Genomic DNA, 18,187 nt, shown 5'->3' with positions numbered 1-18,187 from the left:
ACGGCCGACGGTCTTAGCGCAACGCCGAACTCCGCGGGGAGGGGGTCGGCCTCGACTACAGGCCCTCGCCGCGGCAGCTAAGGAGAAGCAGCCCGAATCGCATGATGTGCCGCAGCCTAGCCGAGTCGCGCCCGGCGCGCGGGCCCGTATCAGTATGCGGGACCGGCGCGGATTAAACGTCCGGCGGTGAGCAATCCCTCTATTTCAGCAATCATGGTGGCAGGTAGTGACAGCGGCATGACCCAGTGCCACATTGCCGCCATGACCGCCAAACCGACGGGCTTCGAACCCGTCTTCTGCACCATCGTGCCGCCGCACGTCCTGGACACCCTGGCCCGCAACCAGGACGCGGCGCTCGCCGGACCGGCCCGCCGCACCCTGGAACGGGACGCCGTGGAGCGCACCCGGCGCCGGCTGACCACCGTGATCGGCGCGCCCGCCGTCGCCCCGCCCGGGGAAGCCGCGGCGGACAAGCCGCACCGCACCGTCTACGACGCCAGGAACCGCACGCAGCTGCCGGGCCGCAAGGTCCGCGGCGAGGGCGACGAGCCCGGCAAGGACGCCACCGTCAACCGCGCGTACGCCGGTCTCGGCGCGACCTTCGAGCTGTTCCAGAAGGCGTACGAACGCAACTCCATCGACGGCAACGGCCTGCCGCTGGACGCGACCGTCCACTACGGCGAGGACTACGGAAACGCCTTCTGGAACGGCGAGCAGATGGTCTTCGGCGACGGCGACGGCGAGATCTTCCTCGACTTCACCATCCCCGTGGACGTCATCGGCCACGAGCTGACCCACGGCGTCGTGCAGTACACGGCGAACCTCACGTACTTCGGCCAGCCCGGCGCCCTGAACGAGTCGATGGCGGACGTCTTCGGCTCGATCATCAAGCAGTACACGCTCGGCCAGAGCGCGCGGGAGGCCGACTGGCTGATCGGCGCCGGCCTGCTCGCCCCGCGCGTCACCGGCAAGGCGCTGCGCTCCATGAAGGAGCCCGGCACGGCGTACGACGACGACGTGCTCGGCAAGGACCCGCAGCCCGCCGACATGGACCACTACGTCAGCACGGGCCGCGACAACGGCGGCGTGCACATCAACTCCGGCATCCCCAACCGCGCCTTCTACCTGGTGGCCGACGCCCTCGGCGGCCATTCGTGGGAGCGGGCGGGACAGATCTGGTACGCCGTGCTGACCGGCGGCGAGCTGGCGCAGGACGCCTCCTTCGAGGACTTCGCGAAGCTGACGGTGGCCGCCGCGCGCCAGAAGTACGGCGACGGCGACGAGCTGAAGGCCGTCACCGACGCCTGGACCACGGTCAAGGTGCCGGTCTCCGGTGGGGCGTCCAAGAAGGCCTGACGGCCGCCGAGGCCGCCTCCCACGGGCCTCCCACGGCTGACGGCGCGCTACCGGCCGCCCGCGCGGTGGAGTAGACAGGAGCCATGCGTATCCAGGTGAAGCGCACGGGCGGTTTCGCGGGCATCGAGCGGCACGCCGAGGTGGACACCTCGGAGCTGGTCGATGCCCCCGAGTGGCACGCCCTGGCGGAACAGGCCCTGGCCGACGGCCGGGACACGCCCCCCATCGGGGTGCCGGACGGCTTCGGCTACCAGCTGACGGTGGACGGCCGCACGGTGTACTGCTCGGACCCGCGGCTGACCGAGCCCCAGCGGACCCTGATCTCCCGGGTCCTCAAGGAGGGCGCGTAAGAAAGCGTGGTGAGAACTGGAGGGCACGTAAAAACCTGAGCGTTGTTCATCTTTTTCGGGTCCGCCCATTGACTTCCCTGCCCGGCGGTACGCAGGATCCCGCCCATGGCAGCGACCGCGGCGAGCCCGATACCCCCTTTCCCCCGCGACTTCCTGTGGGGCGTGGCCACCTCGGCCCACCAGGTCGAGGGCGCCACCGACGAGCGCGGGCCCTCGGTGTGGGACGCGTTCACGGCCGTGCCGGGGAACGTGAAGGACGGCACGACGGCCGCCGTGGCCTGCGACCACTACCACCGCTACCGCGAGGACGTGGCGCTGCTGCGCGACCTCGGCGTGGACGCCTACCGCTTCTCCGTCTCCTGGCCCCGCGTGCTGCCCACCGGCACCGGCCGGGTGCATGCGGCGGGCCTGGACTTCTACGACCGCCTCGTGGACGAGCTGTGCGCGGCGGGCGTGCGGCCGGTCGCCACCCTCTTCCACTGGGACACCCCGCTGGCGGTGCAGGAGGCGGGCGGCTGGCTGAGCCGGGACACGGCCGAACACTTCGCCGCGTACACCGCCGTCGTCGCGGCCCGCATCGGTGACCGCGTCGAGAAGTGGATCACCCTCAACGAGCCCGCCGAACACACCCTGCTCGGCCACGCGCTCGGCCGGCACGCGCCCGGCGAGCGGCTCCTGTTCGACGCGCTGCCGGCCGCCCACCACCAGCTCCTCGGCCACGGACTCGCGGTGCGGGCGCTGCGCGCGGCGGGCGCGCGGGACATCGGCATCGCCAACTCACACGGCCCGACCTGGCCCGCGTCGGCCGCCGATGAGGACACGGCCGCCGCCGACCTCTACGACGTACTCCTCAACCGCCTCTTCGCCGACCCGCTGCTGCTGGGCCGGTACCCGGACGGCTTCGGCGCGTCGATGCCCGCCGACGATCTCGACGCCGACCTGGCGGTCATCTCCGAGCCGCTCGACTGGTACGGGATCAACTTCTACCAGCCGACGAAGGTGGGCGCCCCGCTCCCGCACGCCACCGAGTTCGCGGGATTGAGCCTGCCGCCCGAACTGCCCTTCGCGCCCCGGGAGATCGAGGGCCACCCGGTCACGGACTTCGGCTGGCCCGTCGTACCCGAGGCCCTCACCGAACTCCTCACCGCCTTCCGCGACCGCTACGGCGACCGCCTCCCGCCGCTCGTCGTCACCGAGAACGGCTGCTCGTACCAGGGGCTGGACGACCAGGAGCGGATCGCCTACCTGGACGGGCACCTGCGGGCCCTGCACCGGGCCCTGGCGGCGGGCGTGGACGTGCGCGGCTACTTCGTCTGGTCGCTGATGGACAACTTCGAGTGGGCGGAGGGCTACCGGCAGCGCTTCGGCATCGTCCACGTCGACCGCGCCACGCTGGAGCGCACCCCGAAGGCGTCCTACCACTGGCTGCGCGCGGCCCTGCGGGCGCGGCGCGCGTGACGCGCCGCGCGCCGGATCAGGGGCGCGGTCCGAGGCCGGCGGCCACGGAGTGCGCGGCGGCCGAGGGCGTGTCCCCGGCCGCCACGGCGAAGTCCCGCAGCGTTCCGGCGAGCACGTCGTCGGGGGCGTACTCACCCAGGAAGTAGCCCGCGCCGGCCAGTTGGGCGAGGCCGTGCATGGAGCCGAAGAGCTGACGCACCAGCAGGTCGGGGTCGGCGTCCGCCCGGAAGCGGCCCGCCTCGACGCAGCGACGGATCGCGTCACGCGGGAAGCGCAGCATGAACGTACCGATCCGCCGGTCCTCGTCGGACAGTTCGAACCCGGCGAGGACCGAGCCGCCGAACATCACGGCGTACACGTCGGACTCGGCGCGGGCGAACTCCTGGTAGACGCGGCAGAGTCCGGCGAGCCCGGCGACGGGGTCGGCGGGGTCGGCGCGGCGGCACTCCTCCTGGACCCGTGCGCCGAACCGGGCGAAGCCCTCCCGCATCACCTCGCGCACCAGAGCGGGCATCGAGCCGAAGTGGGTGTAGACGGCCATCGTCGACGCGCCGACCGCCTTGACCAGGCGTCGGGCGCTCAGCGCCGCCGGGCCCTGCTCGGCCAGGACGCGCGCGGCCTCGTCGAGGAGACGCCGGCGGACGTCGGCCGGCTCCCGTCCGCCGGTCGTTCGCCCGCTCGGGCTTCCGGTTGACATCCGCGCAGCATAACGCTGTGATGGCTATAACAGCGTTATGCCGTCCTGCCGAAAAAGACCGCGCGCCACCCGTACACGGGAATGCCGGTCCGCCCCGCGTGGTTGCCGAAGGCGGCGGGGCGCAGCGGCGGGACGGGGGTCCACCGCTGCGCCCCGCCGCTTTCGGATGCCGTGGGCGCCCCGCGCCCTGTGGCGCGTCCGGAGCGTGTCCTGCCTAGAAGCCGAGCTTGCGCAGCTGGCGCGGGTCGCGCTGCCAGTCCTTGGCGACCTTCACGTGCAGGTCGAGGAAGACGGGCGTGCCGAGCAGCGCCTCGATCTGCTTGCGGGACTTGATGCCGACGTCCTTCAGCCGCTTGCCCTTGGGGCCGATGATGATGCCCTTCTGGCTGGGCCGCTCGATGTAGACGAACGCGTGGATGTCGAGCAGCGGCTTGTCGGCGGGCCGGTCCTCGCGGGGCAGCATCTCCTCGACCACGACGGCGATGGAGTGCGGCAGCTCGTCGCGGACGCCCTCCAGCGCGGCCTCGCGGATCAGCTCGGCGACCATCACCTGCTCGGGCTCGTCCGTCAGGTCGCCCTCGGGGTAGAGCGCGGGCCCCTCGGGCAGCAGCGGCACGATGAGGTCGGCGAGCAGGCCGACCTGCTGGTCGCCGACGGCGGAGACGGGCACGATCTCGGCCCACTCGAAGCCCAGCTCCTTGCCGAGCTGGTCGATGGCGATGAGCTGCTCGGCCAGCGTCTTGCTGTCGACGAGGTCCGTCTTGGTGACGATCGCGATCTTCGGCGTCTTCTTGATGGAGGCCAGTTCCTTGGCGATGAACCGGTCGCCGGGGCCGAGCTTCTCGTTCGCCGGCAGACAGAAGCCGATGACGTCGACCTCGGCCCAGGTGGTGCGCACGACGTCGTTGAGCCGCTCGCCGAGCAGCGTGCGCGGCTTGTGCAGGCCGGGGGTGTCGACCAGGATCAGCTGGGCGTCCGGCCGGTGCACGATGCCGCGCACCGTGTGCCGGGTGGTCTGCGGCTGGTCGGCGGTGATCGCCACCTTCTTGCCGACCAGAGCGTTCGTGAGGGTGGACTTGCCCGCGTTGGGGCGGCCGACGAAGCAGGCGAAGCCGGCGCGGTGGACGGCCTCGGACGGCTCGGCTGATGACGGGGTACGAACGCTCATGGCGCCCATTGTCCCTGATCCCGGGAGCGCCGCCGTACCGTGCGGCCCCCGCCGCGGGCCGGGGCCGGGAAAACAGCGGCTTCGGCGCGTCCGTCCCCGTCCTCGGACCGGCGCTACTCGCCCGCGGCCACCCGGGACCTGACCTCGCCGTCGGGCCCCGCCAGGAACACCGGCACACCGGCCCCGCCGAGGTCCCGCACCGCGGCGAGGTCCTCCGCGGGCAGCTCCGGCGCGCCGGAGACGACCGCCGCGGCCTCCAGGGACTCGGCGCCCGAGGCGACCGCCATCGCCACGGCCGTCCGCAGCGCGGACAGCCGGAGCGAGTCGAGCGCGACGGTCCCCGCCACGTACGTACGTCCCGTCTCGTCCCGCACGGCCGCGCCCTCGGGCACGGCGTTGCGGGCCCGGGCGGAGCGGGCGAGGGTGACGATCTTGCGGTCCTCGGGACCGAGGTCGGTGCTCTGCGTCATGGCACGAGCATAAGGAGGCGCGGACCGGCCAGCGGGCCCCGGGTGGATCAGCCCGCGACCGAGCGGATCGCCTCGCGGCGTCCCTCGGCCGAGGCCAGCCACGCCAGCTTGCCCGCCGTGTCGGTCTCGGCGTGGGGCAGCGGGGTGTGCAGCACGATGGTGAGGTCGGGCCGCGCGGGCACCTTCAGCTGCGTGGACTCCAGGAACAGCGTGCCCGCGACCGGATGCTCGATCTCCTTGGCGACCTGCCCGCCGGGCATGATGTCCCGCCGCTCCCACAGCTCGGCGAACTCCGCGCTCACCGCCTTCGCCTCGGCGATCACCGCGGCGAAGCCGTCGTCCCCGGGCTGGTCCGAGCACGCGGCCCGGTACATCGCCACCACCTGCGGCGCGTTGCGCTCCCAACTGCTGGCGCGAGCGCGGTAGATGGGGTCGGCGAAGAAGGTGAGCAGGCAGTTCTCGGAGGTCTCCGAGCGCATGCCGAGCACGGAGGCGGCCGCGTCGTTGTACATGACGCAGTTCCAGTACGCGTCCATGATGTGCGCCGGGTAGGGCATCCACGTGTCGATGATCCGGCGCAGGCCCGCGCACATGTTCATGTCGTCCCGCGCGACCTCGGGCGGCGGCGGGTTGAGTCCGGCCAGCACGTACAGATGGCGCCGCTCGGCGCCGCTGAGCCGCAGGACGCGCGCCACGGCGTCCAGGACCTGCGGGGACACGGAGATGTCCCGGCCCTGCTCCAGCCACTGGTACCAGGACGCCCCGACGCCGGCGAGCACGGCGACCTCCTCGCGGCGCAGCCCCGGCGTGCGCCGCCGCCCGCCACCGCCCGGCAGGCCCGCCTCCTCCGGGGTGATCCGCGCGCGGCGGCTCATCAGGAACTCCCGCAGCTCCCCCAGCCTGCGCGCCTTGGAACTCTCCGCGGCGTACGGCGTCTCCGAGGTATCCGAGGTGCCCGATGTGTCCGAGGTCTCCGCGACCGATGCTGACGACATGTGTGGCGCTCCCCCAAGCCCTGACTGGTGTTCCGACCACCAGCATAAGTTCCCGCTCCCCAGCGTTGTTCCGGCTGCCGCAGGCTCATGGCCATGGCGATCGACACCTCACCCGCTCCCTCTCCCCAAGCCGCACCGCCGGCGCCGCACCCCCACGGCCCCGCGCTCTCCTCCCGTGACCGGCTCGTGCTCTTCGTCCTGTGCGCCGCGCAGTTCATGGTCTCGCTGGACTTCTCCGTGCTGAACGTGGCGCTGCCGGTGCTCGGCGCCGATCTGGGCATGAGCCACTCCGCGCTCCAGTGGGCGGTCACCGCCTTCGCGCTGCCCTCGGGCGGCTTCCTCCTCCTCTTCGGCAGGATGGGCGACCTGTTCGGGCGGCGCAGGCTCTTCCTCGCCGGGCTCGCGCTGTTCGGCCTGGCCTCGCTGCTCGCCACGTTCGCATGGGACCCGGCGTCGTTCCTGGCCGGGCGGGCGCTGCAGGGCGTGGGCGCGGCGGCCATCGTGCCCACCGGCATGTCCCTGCTGACCACGACCTTCCCCGAGGGCCCGCAGCGCGACCGGGCGCTCGGCATCTCCGGCACGCTGCTCTCGCTCGGCTTCACGGTCGGCATGGTGCTCGGCGGCGTACTGACCGACACGCTCGGCTGGCGCTCCACGATGGGCCTGCTGACCCTCTTCGCGCTGATCGTGCTGCCGCTGGCGCCCCTGCTGCTGCAGGAGTCCCGCACCCCGGAGCGCCCGCGCCTGGACCTGCCCGGGGCCGCCACGGTCACCGGCGGTCTCCTCGCCCTGATCTACGCCCTGTCCACGGCCGCCGAGCGCGGCTTCGGCGGCACCGACGTGATCGTCACGCTGGTGGCGGGCGTGGTGCTGCTCACGGCGTTCGGCTACGTGGAGTCGCGGGCCGCGGCCCCGCTGGTCTCCCTGCCCATGCTGCGGCGCCGCACGGTGGCGTGGGGCAACCTCGCCGGGCTCGTCACCTTCTCGATGATGTCGACGGTCGTCTTCGTGCTGACCCTGTACCTCCAGGAGGTCCTGCGCCTCTCGGCCTTCGAGACGGGCATGGTCTTCGGCGTGCAGGGCGTCCTGTCGGTGGTCGCCGGGATGTACGCGCCGAAGGTCATCGGCCGCTTCGGGGCGCGCCGCACCCTGGTCGGATCGCTGCTGGGCCAGGGCCTGTTCGTGGCGACGCTGCTCGGCATCGGCGAGAGCGGCTGGTCGGCGTACCTGGCCACGGCGGCGGTGTCGGTGGCGAGCATGTTCCACCTGGGCGCCATCGTCGCGTACGGCGTGACGGTCACCTCCGGGGTCCCCGACGAGGAGCAGGGTCTGGCGACGGGCCTGGTCACCTCGACCCAGCAGGTGGGCATCACGATCGGCATCCCGCTGCTCGGCATCCTCGCGACGACCGCGCCGGACCTGCTCACGGGCGTCCGGACGGTCCTGCTCATCGACGCGGTGGCGGTGCTCGCGGCGGCGGTACTGGTCTTCGCGGGCCTGCGCCGCGGCGCCGCCCGCGCCTGACGGTGCCGACGACGGCCCGCCGCTCAGCGGCGGGCCGTCGCCCCGTGCGGCGCGCGGCGGAGCACGGCGGCGGGGGCCGGCCCCGACACCATCGCACGGACCATTCCACTCCGAGGTCCTTTGCCGGGCAGCCCGGAGCGGGAGAGTGCGCCCGCGTACCAGCAGTCGCTCAGGGGCGGTCCAGGCGCAGTCGTTGTGCTCGGGGCAGGCCCGCGACCACCAGGTCGTACGAGTCCTCGATCAGCTCCCTGAGCTGCTGGTCCGGGAGGGCGCCGTCGACCGTGACGGTGTTCCAGTGGCGCTTGTTCATGTGCCAGCCGGGCACGATCTCGGGGTGTGCGGCCCGCAGCTGCACCGCCATGTCCGGATCGCACTTGAGGTTGACGGTCAGCGGGCTCCCCGCGAGGGCCGAGAGCGCGAACATCTTCCCCGCCACCTTGAAGACCGAGGTCTCCGGCGTGAACGGGAAGTCCTCCATCGCGTCGTTGAAGGACAGGCAGAACGAGCGCAGCTCCTCGGGCGTCATCCGGCTTCCTCCTCCTCGGTCGCGCCCGCGGGCTCGACCGGCTCCACGAGCACCGTGACGATCTTGTTGCGGCGGCCGGCCGCCGACTCCGCGGTGAGGGTCAGCTCCCGGCCGTCCGGCAGCGGCACGACCGCCGACGCGCCCGCGATCGGCACGCGGCCCAGCTGCTTGGCGAGCAGGCCGCCGACCGTCTCCACGTCCTCGTCGTCGAACGCGTCGAGGCCGAACAGCTCCCCGAGGTCGCCGATGTCGAGGCGGGCCGTCACGCGGTAGCAGCCGTCGGCCAGCTCCTCCACGGGCGGCAGCTCGCGGTCGTACTCGTCGGTGATCTCGCCGACGATCTCCTCCAGGATGTCCTCGATGGTCACGATGCCGGCCGTGCCGCCGTACTCGTCGATGACCACGGCCACGTGGTTGCGCTCCTGCTGCATCTCGCGCAGCAGGTCGCCCGCGTTCTTCGTGTCCGGCACGAAGGTCGCCGGGCGCATCGCGGTCGACACCAGCTCGGACTCGCTGTCGCGGTTGATGTGCGTCTTGCGGGCCAGGTCCTTCAGATACACCATGCCGACGATGTCGTCCTCGCTCTCCCCTGTCACGGGTATGCGCGAGAAACCGGAGCGCAGCGCGAGGGTGAGGGCCTGGCGGATCGTCTTGAAGCGCTCGATGGCGACCAGGTCGGTGCGGGGCACCATCACCTCGCGCACCAGGGTGTCGCCCAGCTCGAAGACGGAGTGCACCATGCGGCGCTCCTCGTCCTCGATCAGGGACTCCTTCTCGGCGAGGTCGACCATCGCGCGCAGCTCGGCCTCGGAGGCGAACGGGCCGCGCCTGAAGCCCTTGCCGGGGGTCAGGGCGTTGCCGATGAGGATGAGCAGGGGCGGGATCGGGCCCATGATCCGGGCCAGCGGCAGCAGGACGTACGCCGCCGCGGTCGCGGTGTTCATCGGGTGCTGGCGGCCGATGGTGCGCGGCGAGACGCCGACGGCCACATAGCTGACGAGGACCATCACCCCGATGGCGACCGCCAGGGCCTCCCAGGTCGCGGTGAACTCCTGGAGGCAGGCGTACGTCACGAGGGCGGAGGCGGCCATCTCGCACGCCACCCGCACGAGCAGCGCCACGTTGAGGTAGCGGGTGGGGTCGGCGGCGACCTGCGCGAGTTTCGCGCTGCCCCGGCGCCCGGAGCGCACCGCCTCGTCCGCGCGGAAGCTGGAGACGCGGGCGATGCCCGCCTCGGCGCAGGCCGCGAGCCATGCCACGACGACCAGGGCGACGGCCCCGGCGATCAGCTGGAAGCTCATGGCGCTACGAGACGGTGGGCGCCGGGGAGGGCCCGGTGAGGCCCTTCTCGGCACGCCAGCCGTCGACGATGGCGGCCTGGAGGCCGAACATCTCGGCCTTCTCGTCGGGCTCCTCGTGGTCGTACCCGAGCAGGTGCAGCACACCGTGGACGGTCAGGAGCTGGAGCTCCTCGTCCATGGAGTGCTGCGTCGGCGCCTCCTTGCCCTGCCGCACGGCGACCTCGGGGCAGAGCACGATGTCGCCGAGGAGGCCCTGCGGGGGCTCGTCGTCGTCCTTCATGGGCGGCCGCAGCTCGTCCATGGGGAAGGACATGACGTCCGTGGGCCCCGGCAGGTCCATCCACTGGATGTGCAGCTGCTCCATGGCGTCGGTGTCCACGACGATCACCGACAGCTCGGAGAGCGGGTGGATGCGCATCCGCGCGAGGGCGTAGCGGGCGATGTCGAGGATCGCCTGCTCGTCGACCTCGGTTCCGGATTCGTTGTTGACGTCGATCGACATGGTGGTGCTGGTCTACTTCCCGTCGCGGCTGTCGTGCTGCTCGTACGCGTCGACGATACGGCCGACCAGCTTGTGCCGGACGACATCGTGGGACGTGAGCCGGGAGAAGTGGATGTCCTCCACTCCCTCCAGGATCTGCTGGACCTCGCGCAGACCGCTCTTGGTGCCGCCGGGCAGGTCGACCTGGGTGACGTCACCGGTGATGACGATCTTCGAGTCGAAGCCGAGCCGGGTCAGGAACATCTTCATCTGCTCGGCGCTGGTGTTCTGCGCCTCGTCGAGGATGATGAAGGCGTCGTTCAAGGTGTTGTGCGTCAGCAGGTAATCCTGCGTGACGTACAGCGAGTCCTCGGCGGCCACCTGGATACAGACGGCCTCCTCCCGGCCCGCGGGCTCGATGCTGTCGATGAAGCGCATCGGACGCCCGCCGCCGCCGGCCGCGTGATACTTGTCGCGCTTGCGGGTGAGGCGGAATGGCTCGATGCCTTCCGGGAGGCGGATGTCGACCACGTGCGCGTCACGCCGATGGGCGGCCAGCGCGGAGCCCTGCTCGCGGCCCTCAGCCGGGCGGCGTCGGGTGTAGGCGACGCCGCCGAGGGACTGGACCAGCGCGATCACGTCGTCCCGCAGCACGATCGACGTGGTCGAGTACTGGACACGGCAGGTGCGGTCGGTCTGGGCAACCGGGCCGCCGTCCGAGTCGAGCAGGCCCTGCAGCACCGCGAGACGGACTTCCGCGGTGTTGTACAGGTAGTCGTCCGGCACGAACTTGGAACAAGAACGACTGCCGACAAGGTCCAGTTCACGCAGGATGCGGGTGACCGGGTTCTCCAGAGTGACCACGTCACCAGGCGACTTCACCCTGTTCAACACGTAATCCGGGCCGCTCTTGTGCCGGACGGTGACTCCCGGAAGCGCCGCCTCCAGGGCCTGGGCGAGCTCGTGGTCCTCGGTGGCGAACGACGGAGTGGTGGAGCCGGTCAGGCAACCGTCACCGAGAAGCAGGCCGAGCGCGTACGGATCCATGGGGACCGTGCGCTCGGGGAACGCCACGGGTGCGGTGAGCATCGGCAGCTCGTACCGGCGGGCGTGCGCCGCTCGCAGGTTGCCGATCATGTCCCGGGTCTCCAGGACGCGCCACGGCTTGTCACGGCGCTTGTCCGAGGCCGTCCTGACCGTCCACAGATGCTCACCGCAGCACAGCGTCCACGAGCCGTCCTGAGCGGTAACGCGGTAGATGTCCTTCTCGCCCTGCGGATAGACACCGAGAACCGGAGTCGGCTCACCGTGGGAACCGATGACGAGGTCGCCGACCCGCAGGTCACCGATGGGACGCCAGCCATCCGGGGTCAGGACGTTGGTGAAGCGAGGCTGCGCACGGCCCCGCATGTAGGCGAGGGGGGCCACCTCGATGGTGCCCGCCGCCATCAGGCGCGGGATCGAGTCGGGGTCGAGCATGTCGTGCAGCGCGTCGTAGAGCGGGCGCAGGTACGGGTCGATCTTCTCGTACAGGGTGCCGGGCAGGAAGCCCAGGCGCTCGCCGGCCTCGACCGCGGGGCGGGTCAGGATGATGCGGTTGACCTGCTTGGACTGCAGGGCCTGCACGGCCTTGGCCATGGCGAGGTAGGTCTTGCCGGTGCCGGCGGGGCCGATGCCGAAGACGATGGTGTGCTTGTCGATCGCGTCGACGTACCGCTTCTGGTTCAGCGTCTTGGGGCGGATGGTGCGGCCGCGGGAGGAGAGGATGTTCTGCGTGAGGACCTCGGCGGGGGTCTCCTGGTCGCCGCCGCCGTTCTCGTCCGCCCTCAGCATGGCGATCGAGCGTTCCACTGCGTCCTCCGTCATCGGCTGACCGGTGCGGAGCACCAGCATCATCTGGTCGAACAAGCGCTGGATGAGGGCGACTTCGCGGGCCGTGCCCACGGCGCTGATCTCATTGCCCCGGACATGGATGTCGGCCGCCGGGAAGGCCTTCTCGATCACCCGCAGGAGAGCGTCGCCGGAACCGAGGACGGTCACCATGGGATGCTTCGCCGGGACCGTGAAGTGGGCTCGCGCCTCGTCCTGGCCTGCGGGGGGAGTGATGGGTGTCTGCGTCATGGGCCGGCTCTGAAGGCCTGCTCATCCTCCTCGTGCGGGGCGGGGGCCGCGTGGCCTTGCGCTTCCAGGGTACGACGGCGCTGGCGCTGTGCCGTAGGGGATTTCGTGCGGGTACGGGCTGTGCCGCCGCTGCGCGGCGGATGCCTTCCCGCCCACCCACCCGTTTGCCCCGGGTCCAGTCCTTGCCGCAACCGCCTTCCCCCTTACGCCTGTCTGAAGCCGATCGTCGGGACCGCTCGGCGTAGGGGCCAGGGGCGGCTCTGGGCCGGGAGCAGGGTTTCCAGGAAGCTGTAGCGGCGCAGCGCCACCGGGTCCTGCTCGTCGAACTCGCTCACCCGCCGCCACCAGGCGCCGACCTCCGCCCAGCCGGGCGCGGACAGGGACCCGCCGAACTCCTGCACGGAGAGCGCCGCCGTGAGGCCCGCGAAGGCCAGCCGGTCGGCCAGCGGCCAGCCGGCGAGGGTCCCGGTGACGAAGCCCGCCACGAAGACGTCACCCGCCCCGGTGGGGTCCAGCGCCTCCACCTCGATCGCCGGCACCTCCGCCGTCTCCCCGGTCCGCCGGTCCACCGCGTAGGCGCCCTCCGCGCCGAGGGTCACCACGGCCAGCGGCACGTGCTCGGTCAGCGCCCGTGCGGCGGCCCGGGGGCACGAGGTGCGCGTGTACCGCATCGCCTCTTCCGCGTTCGGCAGGAACGCCTCGCAGTGCCGCAGGTCGGGGAGGGTGGCGAGGTCCCAGCGCCCGGTGTCGTCCCAGCCGACGTCGGCGAAGATCCGGGTGCCGGTGGCGGCGGCGCGGGCGATCCAGGGGGCGGGGGTGCCGGGGGTCAGCGAGGCGACGGCGGCCCTGGCCCGGGGCGGGCAGGAGGGGGCGCCGCCGTCCGGGGCGTCGGCGTCCGGCGGCGGCTCGTGGCCGTGGCTGACCATTGTCCGCTCGCCCTCGTACGCCATGGAGACGGTCACCGGGGTGTGCCAGCCGGCGACGGTGCGCGACGAGGTGAGGTCGATGCCCTCGCCCCCTTCGAGCGCGTCCCAGCAGTACTCCCCGTAGTGGTCGTCGCCGAAGGCGGCGGCCAGGGATGTGTGCAGACCGAGCCGGGCGAGCGCAGTCGCCATGTTGGCGACGCCGCCGGGGCTCGACCCCATGCCGCGCGCCCAGGACTCGGTGCCGCGCACCGGCGCGGAGTCGAGGCCGGTGAAGATGATGTCGAGGAAGACCGTGCCGGTGAGGTAGACGTCGCAGGCCGGATCGCCGGCTCTGCGGGACGCCTTCAGCGGGTCGACGGTGGGCTCTATGGATACGACCATGCAGGCAACGTAACGGACGAGGCGCCCGAGGTCCCGGGTTCTGTGATCGTCGCGTCGCCCGGCGCTACCAGCGCGGCACGGAAGGGGTCGTCCAGGCGGGGTCCGCGACCCGCATCGCGGCGGCGTCGTCCCGCTCCCGCAGGGCGCGGAAGTCCTCGTCCAGCCAGCGCGCGTGCAGGGCGGCGAGCTTGTCCCGGTCGAGTTCGACGCCGAGTCCGGGGCGGTCGGTGACGGCGATCCGGCCGGCCACGAACGGCAGCCGCTCGCGCAGCACGTCCTCGGCCTGCCAGGGGTAGTGCGTGTCGCAGGCGTGGTGCAGGTCGGGCACGGTCGCCGCCACGTGTGTCATCGCGGCGAGGCTGATGCCCAGGTGCGTGTTGGAGTGCATGGAGACGGCGACATCGAACGTCCGGCAGACCGCGGCCAGTTCGCGGGTGCGGCGCAGGCCGCCCCAGTAGTGGTGGTCGCAGAGGACCACCTGCACGGCGTCCTCGGTGAAGGCCCGCGGTATCTCCGCGAAGGTCGTCACGCACATGTTCGTGGCGAGCGGCACCGAGGTGCCCGCCGCGACCCGGGCCATGGCGGGGGTGCCGAGCACGGGGTCCTCCAGGTATTCGAGTACGTCGGCGAGTTCGGCGGCGACCCGCAGCGAAGTCTCCACCGACCAGGCGCCGTTGGGGTCCAGGCGCAGCGGCCTGCCCGGGAAGGCCTCGGCGAGGGCGCGGAGCGCGGCGATCTCCTCGTCCGGCGGGAAGACGCCGCCCTTGAGCTTGAAGGAGCTGAAGCCGTGGCGCTCGGCGAAGAGGCGGGCCTGGGCGACGATGCCGGCCGGGTCGAGGGCGGCGCCCCAGCCGTCGTCGGGCTCGCTCGCGCGGCCCGGGGGATGCTCGGCCCACTTGTAGAACAGGTACGCGCTGTACTCCACGGCGTCGCGCACCTTGCCCCCGAGCAGGGCGTGCACCGGCAGTCCGAGCGCCTTGCCGAGCGCGTCCAGGCAGGCCACCTCGAAGCCGGAGACGACGGACAGGCGCAGCTTGTCGGCGCTCTGCACGCCGCGCAGGCCGCCGACGTCCACCGCGTCCTCCACCCGTGCGGCGTCCACGGCCGTGTCGTCCGCGAGTGTGAACAGCCGGTTCACGTCCGAGACGTTCGAGCCGACCAGCCGGGCGGCGAGCGGCCGCGCGATCTCCAGATACTTCGTGTCGCCGTACGTCTCCCCGACGCCGGTCACCCCGCCCGCCGTGACCACTTCGACGACGAGGCGGGGGGTGTAGGGCTGATGGACGCCCTGGGTGTTGAGCAGCGGCGGATCGGCGACGAGGACCGGCGTGAGGCGGACGTCCGTGATGACCAGGCTCTGTCCATACATGGGAACGGAGACTAGGTATGCGAACGGTTGGCCGTCAATGGTGCGGTGCCCGGGGAGGCGGCCGTCCGGCGCCGGCAGTAGTGCACGGTGACCGCGCCCAGCAGGGGGCCCCAGAGGAGCAACGGCGCGTAGTCCTCGCGGTGGGCGAGGGCCCAGTGGCCGAAGCGTTTGCGGGCCGGCATTTTCAGGACCAGGCCGTGCGCGGTGAGGTGGTCGGCGAGTGCGGTGAGTTCGGCGGCGCGCTCGGGGTGTCCGGTGCGAGGGCGAGCGGGACCGGGGTGCCCGGGCGCCAGGGCTGGCCGGGCCCGCGGTCGGCGGGGGTGGGCACGCGCAGGAGCTTGGTGAGCCGGGGCACCAGTCACGGGAAGTCGCGACTTCGCGGGGCCTTCATCCTGGACCGGCGGGACCTTCGTCCCCTCTTGCTGCAACACGCCGACCTGCACCGTCCGTTCATCCGCCCCTTATGGCACGGTGCCGACAACAGCAGCTCTCACATCCCGACGAAGCTCCTCCGTGACCATCGCCGCCTGGACGACCATGGCCAACATCGCGACGTCGCACCGCAAGTGCCTGAAGATCAACACGTGGCTCAAGCCCGCCCAGTACAGCGGTGGATACTGCAAGTAGGAGGTAGGGACATGTCATGGTTCCGGCTGGTAGGACTCGCGGTCATGCTCGTCGCCCTGGAGACCTACGCGTACCACCGCAACCCGCGTCGCTCGGTATGGCGCCGCATCGACGGTGACCGCGTCGCCGTCACCGTGGGCCTCGCGTGGTGGGCCGCCGTTGTGGGCGTCTCGTGGGTGAACGACAACGACCCGCTCGGCGGCGCGTTCTACGGCCTTCTGGGCGCCGCGATCCTGGGCTCGTCGATCTCCATGACGCGCCGCTCGATCGCCCGCCGGCGTACGACCGCGCCGAGCTGGACGGCGAGGTACTCCACGACCTCCCAGGGCACCGCGAGCGGGTCCTCTCGCAGGAACCGGCCGATGTAGCGGACCGTGCAGATCTGCACCGCCATGCCCAGTCGGTGCGCGTCCGTACGACGCCGCCTGCTCGTCGGTCAGGAACTCCACTGGCATGCCCTGGCGGGCCCGGGGTGCGCGGTCAGTCGAACGCGTAGGCCTCGACCTCGGCGAGGTAGCGCGCCCGCAGGGCCTCGTCCGCCGCGTCGCGGTCCAGGAAGGCCGCCTCGAAGGAGTTCCGCGCCAGGGTGCGCAGCCGCTCCTGGTCGATGCCGAGGGCCTCGCGCACGGCGTGGAAGGTGTCGTCGACGTACCCGCCGAAGTAGGCCGGGTCGTCGGAGTTGAGCGTGCACATCAGCCCGGCGTCCAGCATCCGCGCCAGCGGGTGCTCCTCCAGCGTGTCGATGGCGCGCAGCCGGACGTTGGAGAGCGGGCAGAGCGTGAGCGGCACGCGCTCGCGCACCAGGCGCTCGACCAGCTCCGGGTCCTCCATGCAGCGCAGCCCGTGATCGACGCGCTCGACGCGCAGCACGTCCAGGGCCTCGGTGATGTACGCGGGCGGGCCCTCCTCGCCGGCGTGGGCGACGAGCCGCAGGCCGAGGGCGGCGGCGGCCTCGTACACCTCCTTGAACTTGACCGGCGGGTGGCCGACCTCGGCCGAGTCGAGGCCGACGCCGATGATCCGGTCGAGGTGGGGCCTGGCCGCCTCCAGCGTCTCCATCGCGGACTCGGCGGACTCGTCGCGCAGGAAGCACATGATGAGCCGTGTGGAGACGCCGTGCCGCTCCTCGCTGCGCTCCAGCGCGCGGCTCAGGCCCTCGACGACGGTGGCGAGGGGGACGCCGCGCTTCATGTGGGCCTGCGGGTCGAAGAAGATCTCCGCGTGGCGCACGCCCTGGGCGGCGGCGCGGGTGAGGTAGGCGTCCGCGAGCTGCTCGAAGTCGGCCTCGGTGCGCAGCACGGCCATCAGGCCGTAGTAGAGGTCGAGGAAGGACTGGAGGTCGTCGAAGAGGTAGGCCTTGCGCAGTTCCTCGGTGTCGGCGTAGGGCAGGTCGACGTCGTTGCGCGCGGCGAGTTCGAAGGCCAGCTCGGGTTCGAGGGTGCCTTCGATGTGGAGGTGGAGTTCGGCCTTGGGGATCGGCATGGTGCGGTCTCGCTCAGTTCTGTGCTGTGGGGGGATGGGCTCAGGTGCGTTTGGGCAGGGGGACGCGGGACAGGTCGCGGGCGATGGTGAGTTCGCCGGTGAAACCGGCGGCGCGGGCCTGCTGTGCGTAGACGTCCGGGTCGGGGTAGCGCTGGCTGAAATGCGTCAGCACGAGATGGCGCACGCCCGCGTCGAGGGCCACCCGGGCGGCCTGACCCGCGGTCAGGTGGCCGTGGTCGGTGGCCAGTCGTACGTCCTCGTCCAGGAACGTCGACTCGATGACCAGCATGTCGCAGCCGTCGGCGAGCGCGTGGACGCCGTCGCAGAGCCGGGTGTCCATCACGAAGGCGAAGCGCTGCCCGCGCCGCGCCTCGCTGACCTCTTCCAGCGTGACACCGCCGAGGCTGCCCTGCCTCTGGAGCCGTCCGACGTCGGGTCCCTGGATGCCGCGCTCGGCGAGCAGGCGGGGCAGCATGCGGCGCCCGTCCGGCTCGACGAGGCGGTAGCCGTACGACTCGACGGGATGGGAGAGCCGCACCGCGTCGAGGGTGTAGGAGGGGCCGGTGGCCAGCGGCCCGTCGGCGGCGACCGGGGCCTCGGTGAGCGAGACGGTCTCGCGGTAGGCGGTCGCGTACCGCAGCCGGTCGAAGAAGCGCTGCCCGGAGGCCGGGTAGTGGGCGGTGACGGGGTGCGGGACCCGGTCGAGGTTGATGCGCTGGATCACTCCGGCGAGGCCCAGGGAGTGGTCGCCGTGGAAGTGCGTCACGCAGATCCGGTGCAGGTCATGGGCGGCGACCCCGGCGCGCAGCAGCTGCCGCTGCGTGCCCTCGCCGGGGTCGAAGAGGATGCCCTGGCCGTCCCAGAGCAGGACGTAGCCGTTGTGGTTGCGGTGCCGGGTCGGGACCTGGCTGGCGGTGCCGAGCACCACCAGTTCACGTGACGACAAGAGGAGCCG

General features: G+C 71.9%; 19 protein-coding genes and 1 pseudogene. 5 read left to right on the top strand and 15 right to left on the bottom strand.

Annotated features, from left to right (window positions below; all coding sequences use genetic code 11):
• The first annotated feature begins 261 nt into the window (after positions 1–261).
• The 3 genes from ABZ385_RS08340 (at position 262) to ABZ385_RS08330 (ending at position 3,164) form a co-directional block, all read left to right on the top strand.
• A complete protein-coding gene (locus ABZ385_RS08340) occupies positions 262–1,356 on the top strand; it encodes a M4 family metallopeptidase (RefSeq protein ID WP_358699143.1) in 1,095 nt (364 codons plus the stop codon).
• 83 nt (positions 1,357–1,439) lie between these two features.
• Positions 1,440–1,706 carry a protealysin inhibitor emfourin gene (locus tag ABZ385_RS08335; RefSeq protein WP_358586393.1) on the top strand — a complete coding sequence of 89 codons (267 nt, stop codon included), beginning with the start codon at positions 1,440–1,442 and terminating at the stop codon, positions 1,704–1,706.
• Positions 1,707–1,811: 105 nt separating this feature from the next.
• Positions 1,812–3,164 (top strand): GH1 family beta-glucosidase, encoded by a 1,353-nt coding sequence (locus tag ABZ385_RS08330; RefSeq protein WP_358910471.1) that lies wholly within the window; start codon positions 1,812–1,814, stop codon positions 3,162–3,164.
• Between the two features lie 16 nt (positions 3,165–3,180).
• Here ABZ385_RS08330 and ABZ385_RS08325 read toward each other — a convergent pair whose 3' ends face one another.
• From ABZ385_RS08325 to ABZ385_RS08310, 4 genes are all read right to left on the bottom strand, one after another.
• The gene (locus tag ABZ385_RS08325) at positions 3,181–3,861 is read right to left on the bottom strand and encodes a TetR/AcrR family transcriptional regulator (protein ID WP_358586389.1); all 681 of its coding nucleotides are present in this window, start codon (positions 3,859–3,861) and stop codon (positions 3,181–3,183) included.
• Positions 3,862–4,075: 214 nt separating this feature from the next.
• Positions 4,076–5,029 carry a GTPase Era gene (gene era, locus ABZ385_RS08320; RefSeq protein WP_358586387.1) on the bottom strand — a complete coding sequence of 318 codons (954 nt, stop codon included), beginning with the start codon at positions 5,027–5,029 and terminating at the stop codon, positions 4,076–4,078.
• A 113-nt stretch (positions 5,030–5,142) separates the two neighbouring features.
• Positions 5,143–5,499, bottom strand: a complete 357-nt coding sequence (locus ABZ385_RS08315) for a cytidine deaminase (RefSeq protein WP_358586385.1) — start codon at positions 5,497–5,499, stop codon at positions 5,143–5,145.
• 47 nt (positions 5,500–5,546) lie between these two features.
• Positions 5,547–6,374, bottom strand: coding sequence for a helix-turn-helix transcriptional regulator (locus tag ABZ385_RS08310; RefSeq protein WP_358586424.1), 828 nt, complete (start codon positions 6,372–6,374; stop codon positions 5,547–5,549).
• Between the two features lie 213 nt (positions 6,375–6,587).
• Between ABZ385_RS08310 and ABZ385_RS08305 the strand changes: the two genes are divergently transcribed.
• The gene (locus tag ABZ385_RS08305) at positions 6,588–8,018 is read left to right on the top strand and encodes an MFS transporter (protein ID WP_358910469.1); all 1,431 of its coding nucleotides are present in this window, start codon (positions 6,588–6,590) and stop codon (positions 8,016–8,018) included.
• Between the two features lie 169 nt (positions 8,019–8,187).
• On the opposite strand, the gene ABZ385_RS08300 is transcribed toward ABZ385_RS08305, so the two are convergent.
• From ABZ385_RS08300 to ABZ385_RS08265, 8 genes are all read right to left on the bottom strand, one after another.
• Positions 8,188–8,544: an MmcQ/YjbR family DNA-binding protein gene (locus ABZ385_RS08300; RefSeq protein ID WP_358910467.1), complete on the bottom strand. Its 357-nt coding sequence runs from the start codon at positions 8,542–8,544 to the stop codon at positions 8,188–8,190.
• Complete coding sequence (locus ABZ385_RS08295) at positions 8,541–9,845, bottom strand: hemolysin family protein (RefSeq protein ID WP_358585975.1); 1,305 nt, start codon at positions 9,843–9,845, stop codon at positions 8,541–8,543. Before ABZ385_RS08295 ends, ABZ385_RS08300 begins: the two co-directional genes overlap by 4 nt.
• A 4-nt stretch (positions 9,846–9,849) precedes the next feature.
• Entirely contained in the window at positions 9,850–10,347 is a 498-nt protein-coding gene (gene ybeY / locus ABZ385_RS08290; RefSeq protein ID WP_358585977.1) for an rRNA maturation RNase YbeY, read from the bottom strand.
• Positions 10,348–10,359: 12 nt separating this feature from the next.
• Entirely contained in the window at positions 10,360–12,447 is a 2,088-nt protein-coding gene (locus ABZ385_RS08285; RefSeq protein WP_358910465.1) for a PhoH family protein, read from the bottom strand.
• 203 nt (positions 12,448–12,650) lie between these two features.
• Positions 12,651–13,754 (bottom strand): PfkB family carbohydrate kinase, encoded by a 1,104-nt coding sequence (locus tag ABZ385_RS08280; protein ID WP_358585981.1) that lies wholly within the window; start codon positions 13,752–13,754, stop codon positions 12,651–12,653.
• Positions 13,755–13,818: 64 nt separating this feature from the next.
• Entirely contained in the window at positions 13,819–15,123 is a 1,305-nt protein-coding gene (locus ABZ385_RS08275) for a glucarate dehydratase family protein (protein WP_358910463.1), read from the bottom strand.
• An 11-nt stretch (positions 15,124–15,134) separates the two neighbouring features.
• Complete coding sequence (locus tag ABZ385_RS08270; protein WP_358910461.1) at positions 15,135–15,305, bottom strand: hypothetical protein; 171 nt, start codon at positions 15,303–15,305, stop codon at positions 15,135–15,137.
• A 2-nt stretch (positions 15,306–15,307) separates the two neighbouring features.
• A complete protein-coding gene (locus ABZ385_RS08265; protein ID WP_358910459.1) occupies positions 15,308–15,478 on the bottom strand; it encodes a hypothetical protein in 171 nt (56 codons plus the stop codon).
• 283 nt (positions 15,479–15,761) lie between these two features.
• Here ABZ385_RS08265 and ABZ385_RS08260 point away from each other — a divergent pair, with 283 nt between their 5' ends.
• The gene (locus ABZ385_RS08260) at positions 15,762–16,118 is read left to right on the top strand and encodes a hypothetical protein (protein WP_358586010.1); all 357 of its coding nucleotides are present in this window, start codon (positions 15,762–15,764) and stop codon (positions 16,116–16,118) included.
• Here the strand turns inward: ABZ385_RS08260 and ABZ385_RS08255 are convergent.
• The 3 genes and pseudogenes from ABZ385_RS08255 to ABZ385_RS08245 all read right to left on the bottom strand — a co-directional run.
• Positions 16,040–16,205: pseudogene (locus ABZ385_RS08255) on the bottom strand (DUF4158 domain-containing protein); the annotation flags it as partial. The gene ABZ385_RS08260 and the pseudogene ABZ385_RS08255 sit on opposite strands and share 79 nt — an antisense overlap.
• Positions 16,206–16,230: 25 nt before the next feature.
• The gene (locus ABZ385_RS08250) at positions 16,231–17,232 is read right to left on the bottom strand and encodes an adenosine deaminase (RefSeq protein ID WP_358585986.1); all 1,002 of its coding nucleotides are present in this window, start codon (positions 17,230–17,232) and stop codon (positions 16,231–16,233) included.
• Between the two features lie 40 nt (positions 17,233–17,272).
• The gene (locus tag ABZ385_RS08245; protein WP_358585988.1) at positions 17,273–18,178 is read right to left on the bottom strand and encodes a ribonuclease Z; all 906 of its coding nucleotides are present in this window, start codon (positions 18,176–18,178) and stop codon (positions 17,273–17,275) included.
• Between the last annotated feature and the right edge of the window lie 9 nt (positions 18,179–18,187).

Origin of the sequence: Streptomyces sp. NPDC005898, from assembly GCF_040629635.1 — a bacterium.
In the GTDB taxonomy this organism is placed as follows: Bacteria; Actinomycetota; Actinomycetes; order Streptomycetales; family Streptomycetaceae; genus Streptomyces.
The sequence above is the reverse complement of the archived record's forward strand: the minus strand, read 5'-3'. Positions and strand labels throughout refer to the sequence as shown.

Coding starts and splice junctions, on each gene's coding strand:
- ABZ385_RS08340 (WP_358699143.1), top strand. CDS start 262: ATGACCGCCAAACCGACGGGCTTCGAACCCGTCTTCTGCACCATCGTG.
- ABZ385_RS08260 (WP_358586010.1), top strand. CDS start 15,762: ATGTCATGGTTCCGGCTGGTAGGACTCGCGGTCATGCTCGTCGCCCTG.
- ABZ385_RS08330 (WP_358910471.1), top strand. CDS start 1,812: ATGGCAGCGACCGCGGCGAGCCCGATACCCCCTTTCCCCCGCGACTTC.
- ABZ385_RS08305 (WP_358910469.1), top strand. CDS start 6,588: ATGGCGATCGACACCTCACCCGCTCCCTCTCCCCAAGCCGCACCGCCG.
- ABZ385_RS08285 (WP_358910465.1), bottom strand. CDS start 12,447: ATGACGCAGACACCCATCACTCCCCCCGCAGGCCAGGACGAGGCGCGA.
- ABZ385_RS08250 (WP_358585986.1), bottom strand. CDS start 17,232: ATGCCGATCCCCAAGGCCGAACTCCACCTCCACATCGAAGGCACCCTC.
- ABZ385_RS08325 (WP_358586389.1), bottom strand. CDS start 3,861: ATGTCAACCGGAAGCCCGAGCGGGCGAACGACCGGCGGACGGGAGCCG.
- ABZ385_RS08315 (WP_358586385.1), bottom strand. CDS start 5,499: ATGACGCAGAGCACCGACCTCGGTCCCGAGGACCGCAAGATCGTCACC.
- ybeY (WP_358585977.1), bottom strand. CDS start 10,347: ATGTCGATCGACGTCAACAACGAATCCGGAACCGAGGTCGACGAGCAG.
- ABZ385_RS08335 (WP_358586393.1), top strand. CDS start 1,440: ATGCGTATCCAGGTGAAGCGCACGGGCGGTTTCGCGGGCATCGAGCGG.
- ABZ385_RS08300 (WP_358910467.1), bottom strand. CDS start 8,544: ATGACGCCCGAGGAGCTGCGCTCGTTCTGCCTGTCCTTCAACGACGCG.
- ABZ385_RS08275 (WP_358910463.1), bottom strand. CDS start 15,123: ATGTATGGACAGAGCCTGGTCATCACGGACGTCCGCCTCACGCCGGTC.
- ABZ385_RS08280 (WP_358585981.1), bottom strand. CDS start 13,754: ATGGTCGTATCCATAGAGCCCACCGTCGACCCGCTGAAGGCGTCCCGC.
- ABZ385_RS08295 (WP_358585975.1), bottom strand. CDS start 9,845: ATGAGCTTCCAGCTGATCGCCGGGGCCGTCGCCCTGGTCGTCGTGGCA.
- ABZ385_RS08310 (WP_358586424.1), bottom strand. CDS start 6,374: ATGAGCCGCCGCGCGCGGATCACCCCGGAGGAGGCGGGCCTGCCGGGC.
- era (WP_358586387.1), bottom strand. CDS start 5,029: ATGAGCGTTCGTACCCCGTCATCAGCCGAGCCGTCCGAGGCCGTCCAC.
- ABZ385_RS08270 (WP_358910461.1), bottom strand. CDS start 15,305: ATGCCGGCCCGCAAACGCTTCGGCCACTGGGCCCTCGCCCACCGCGAG.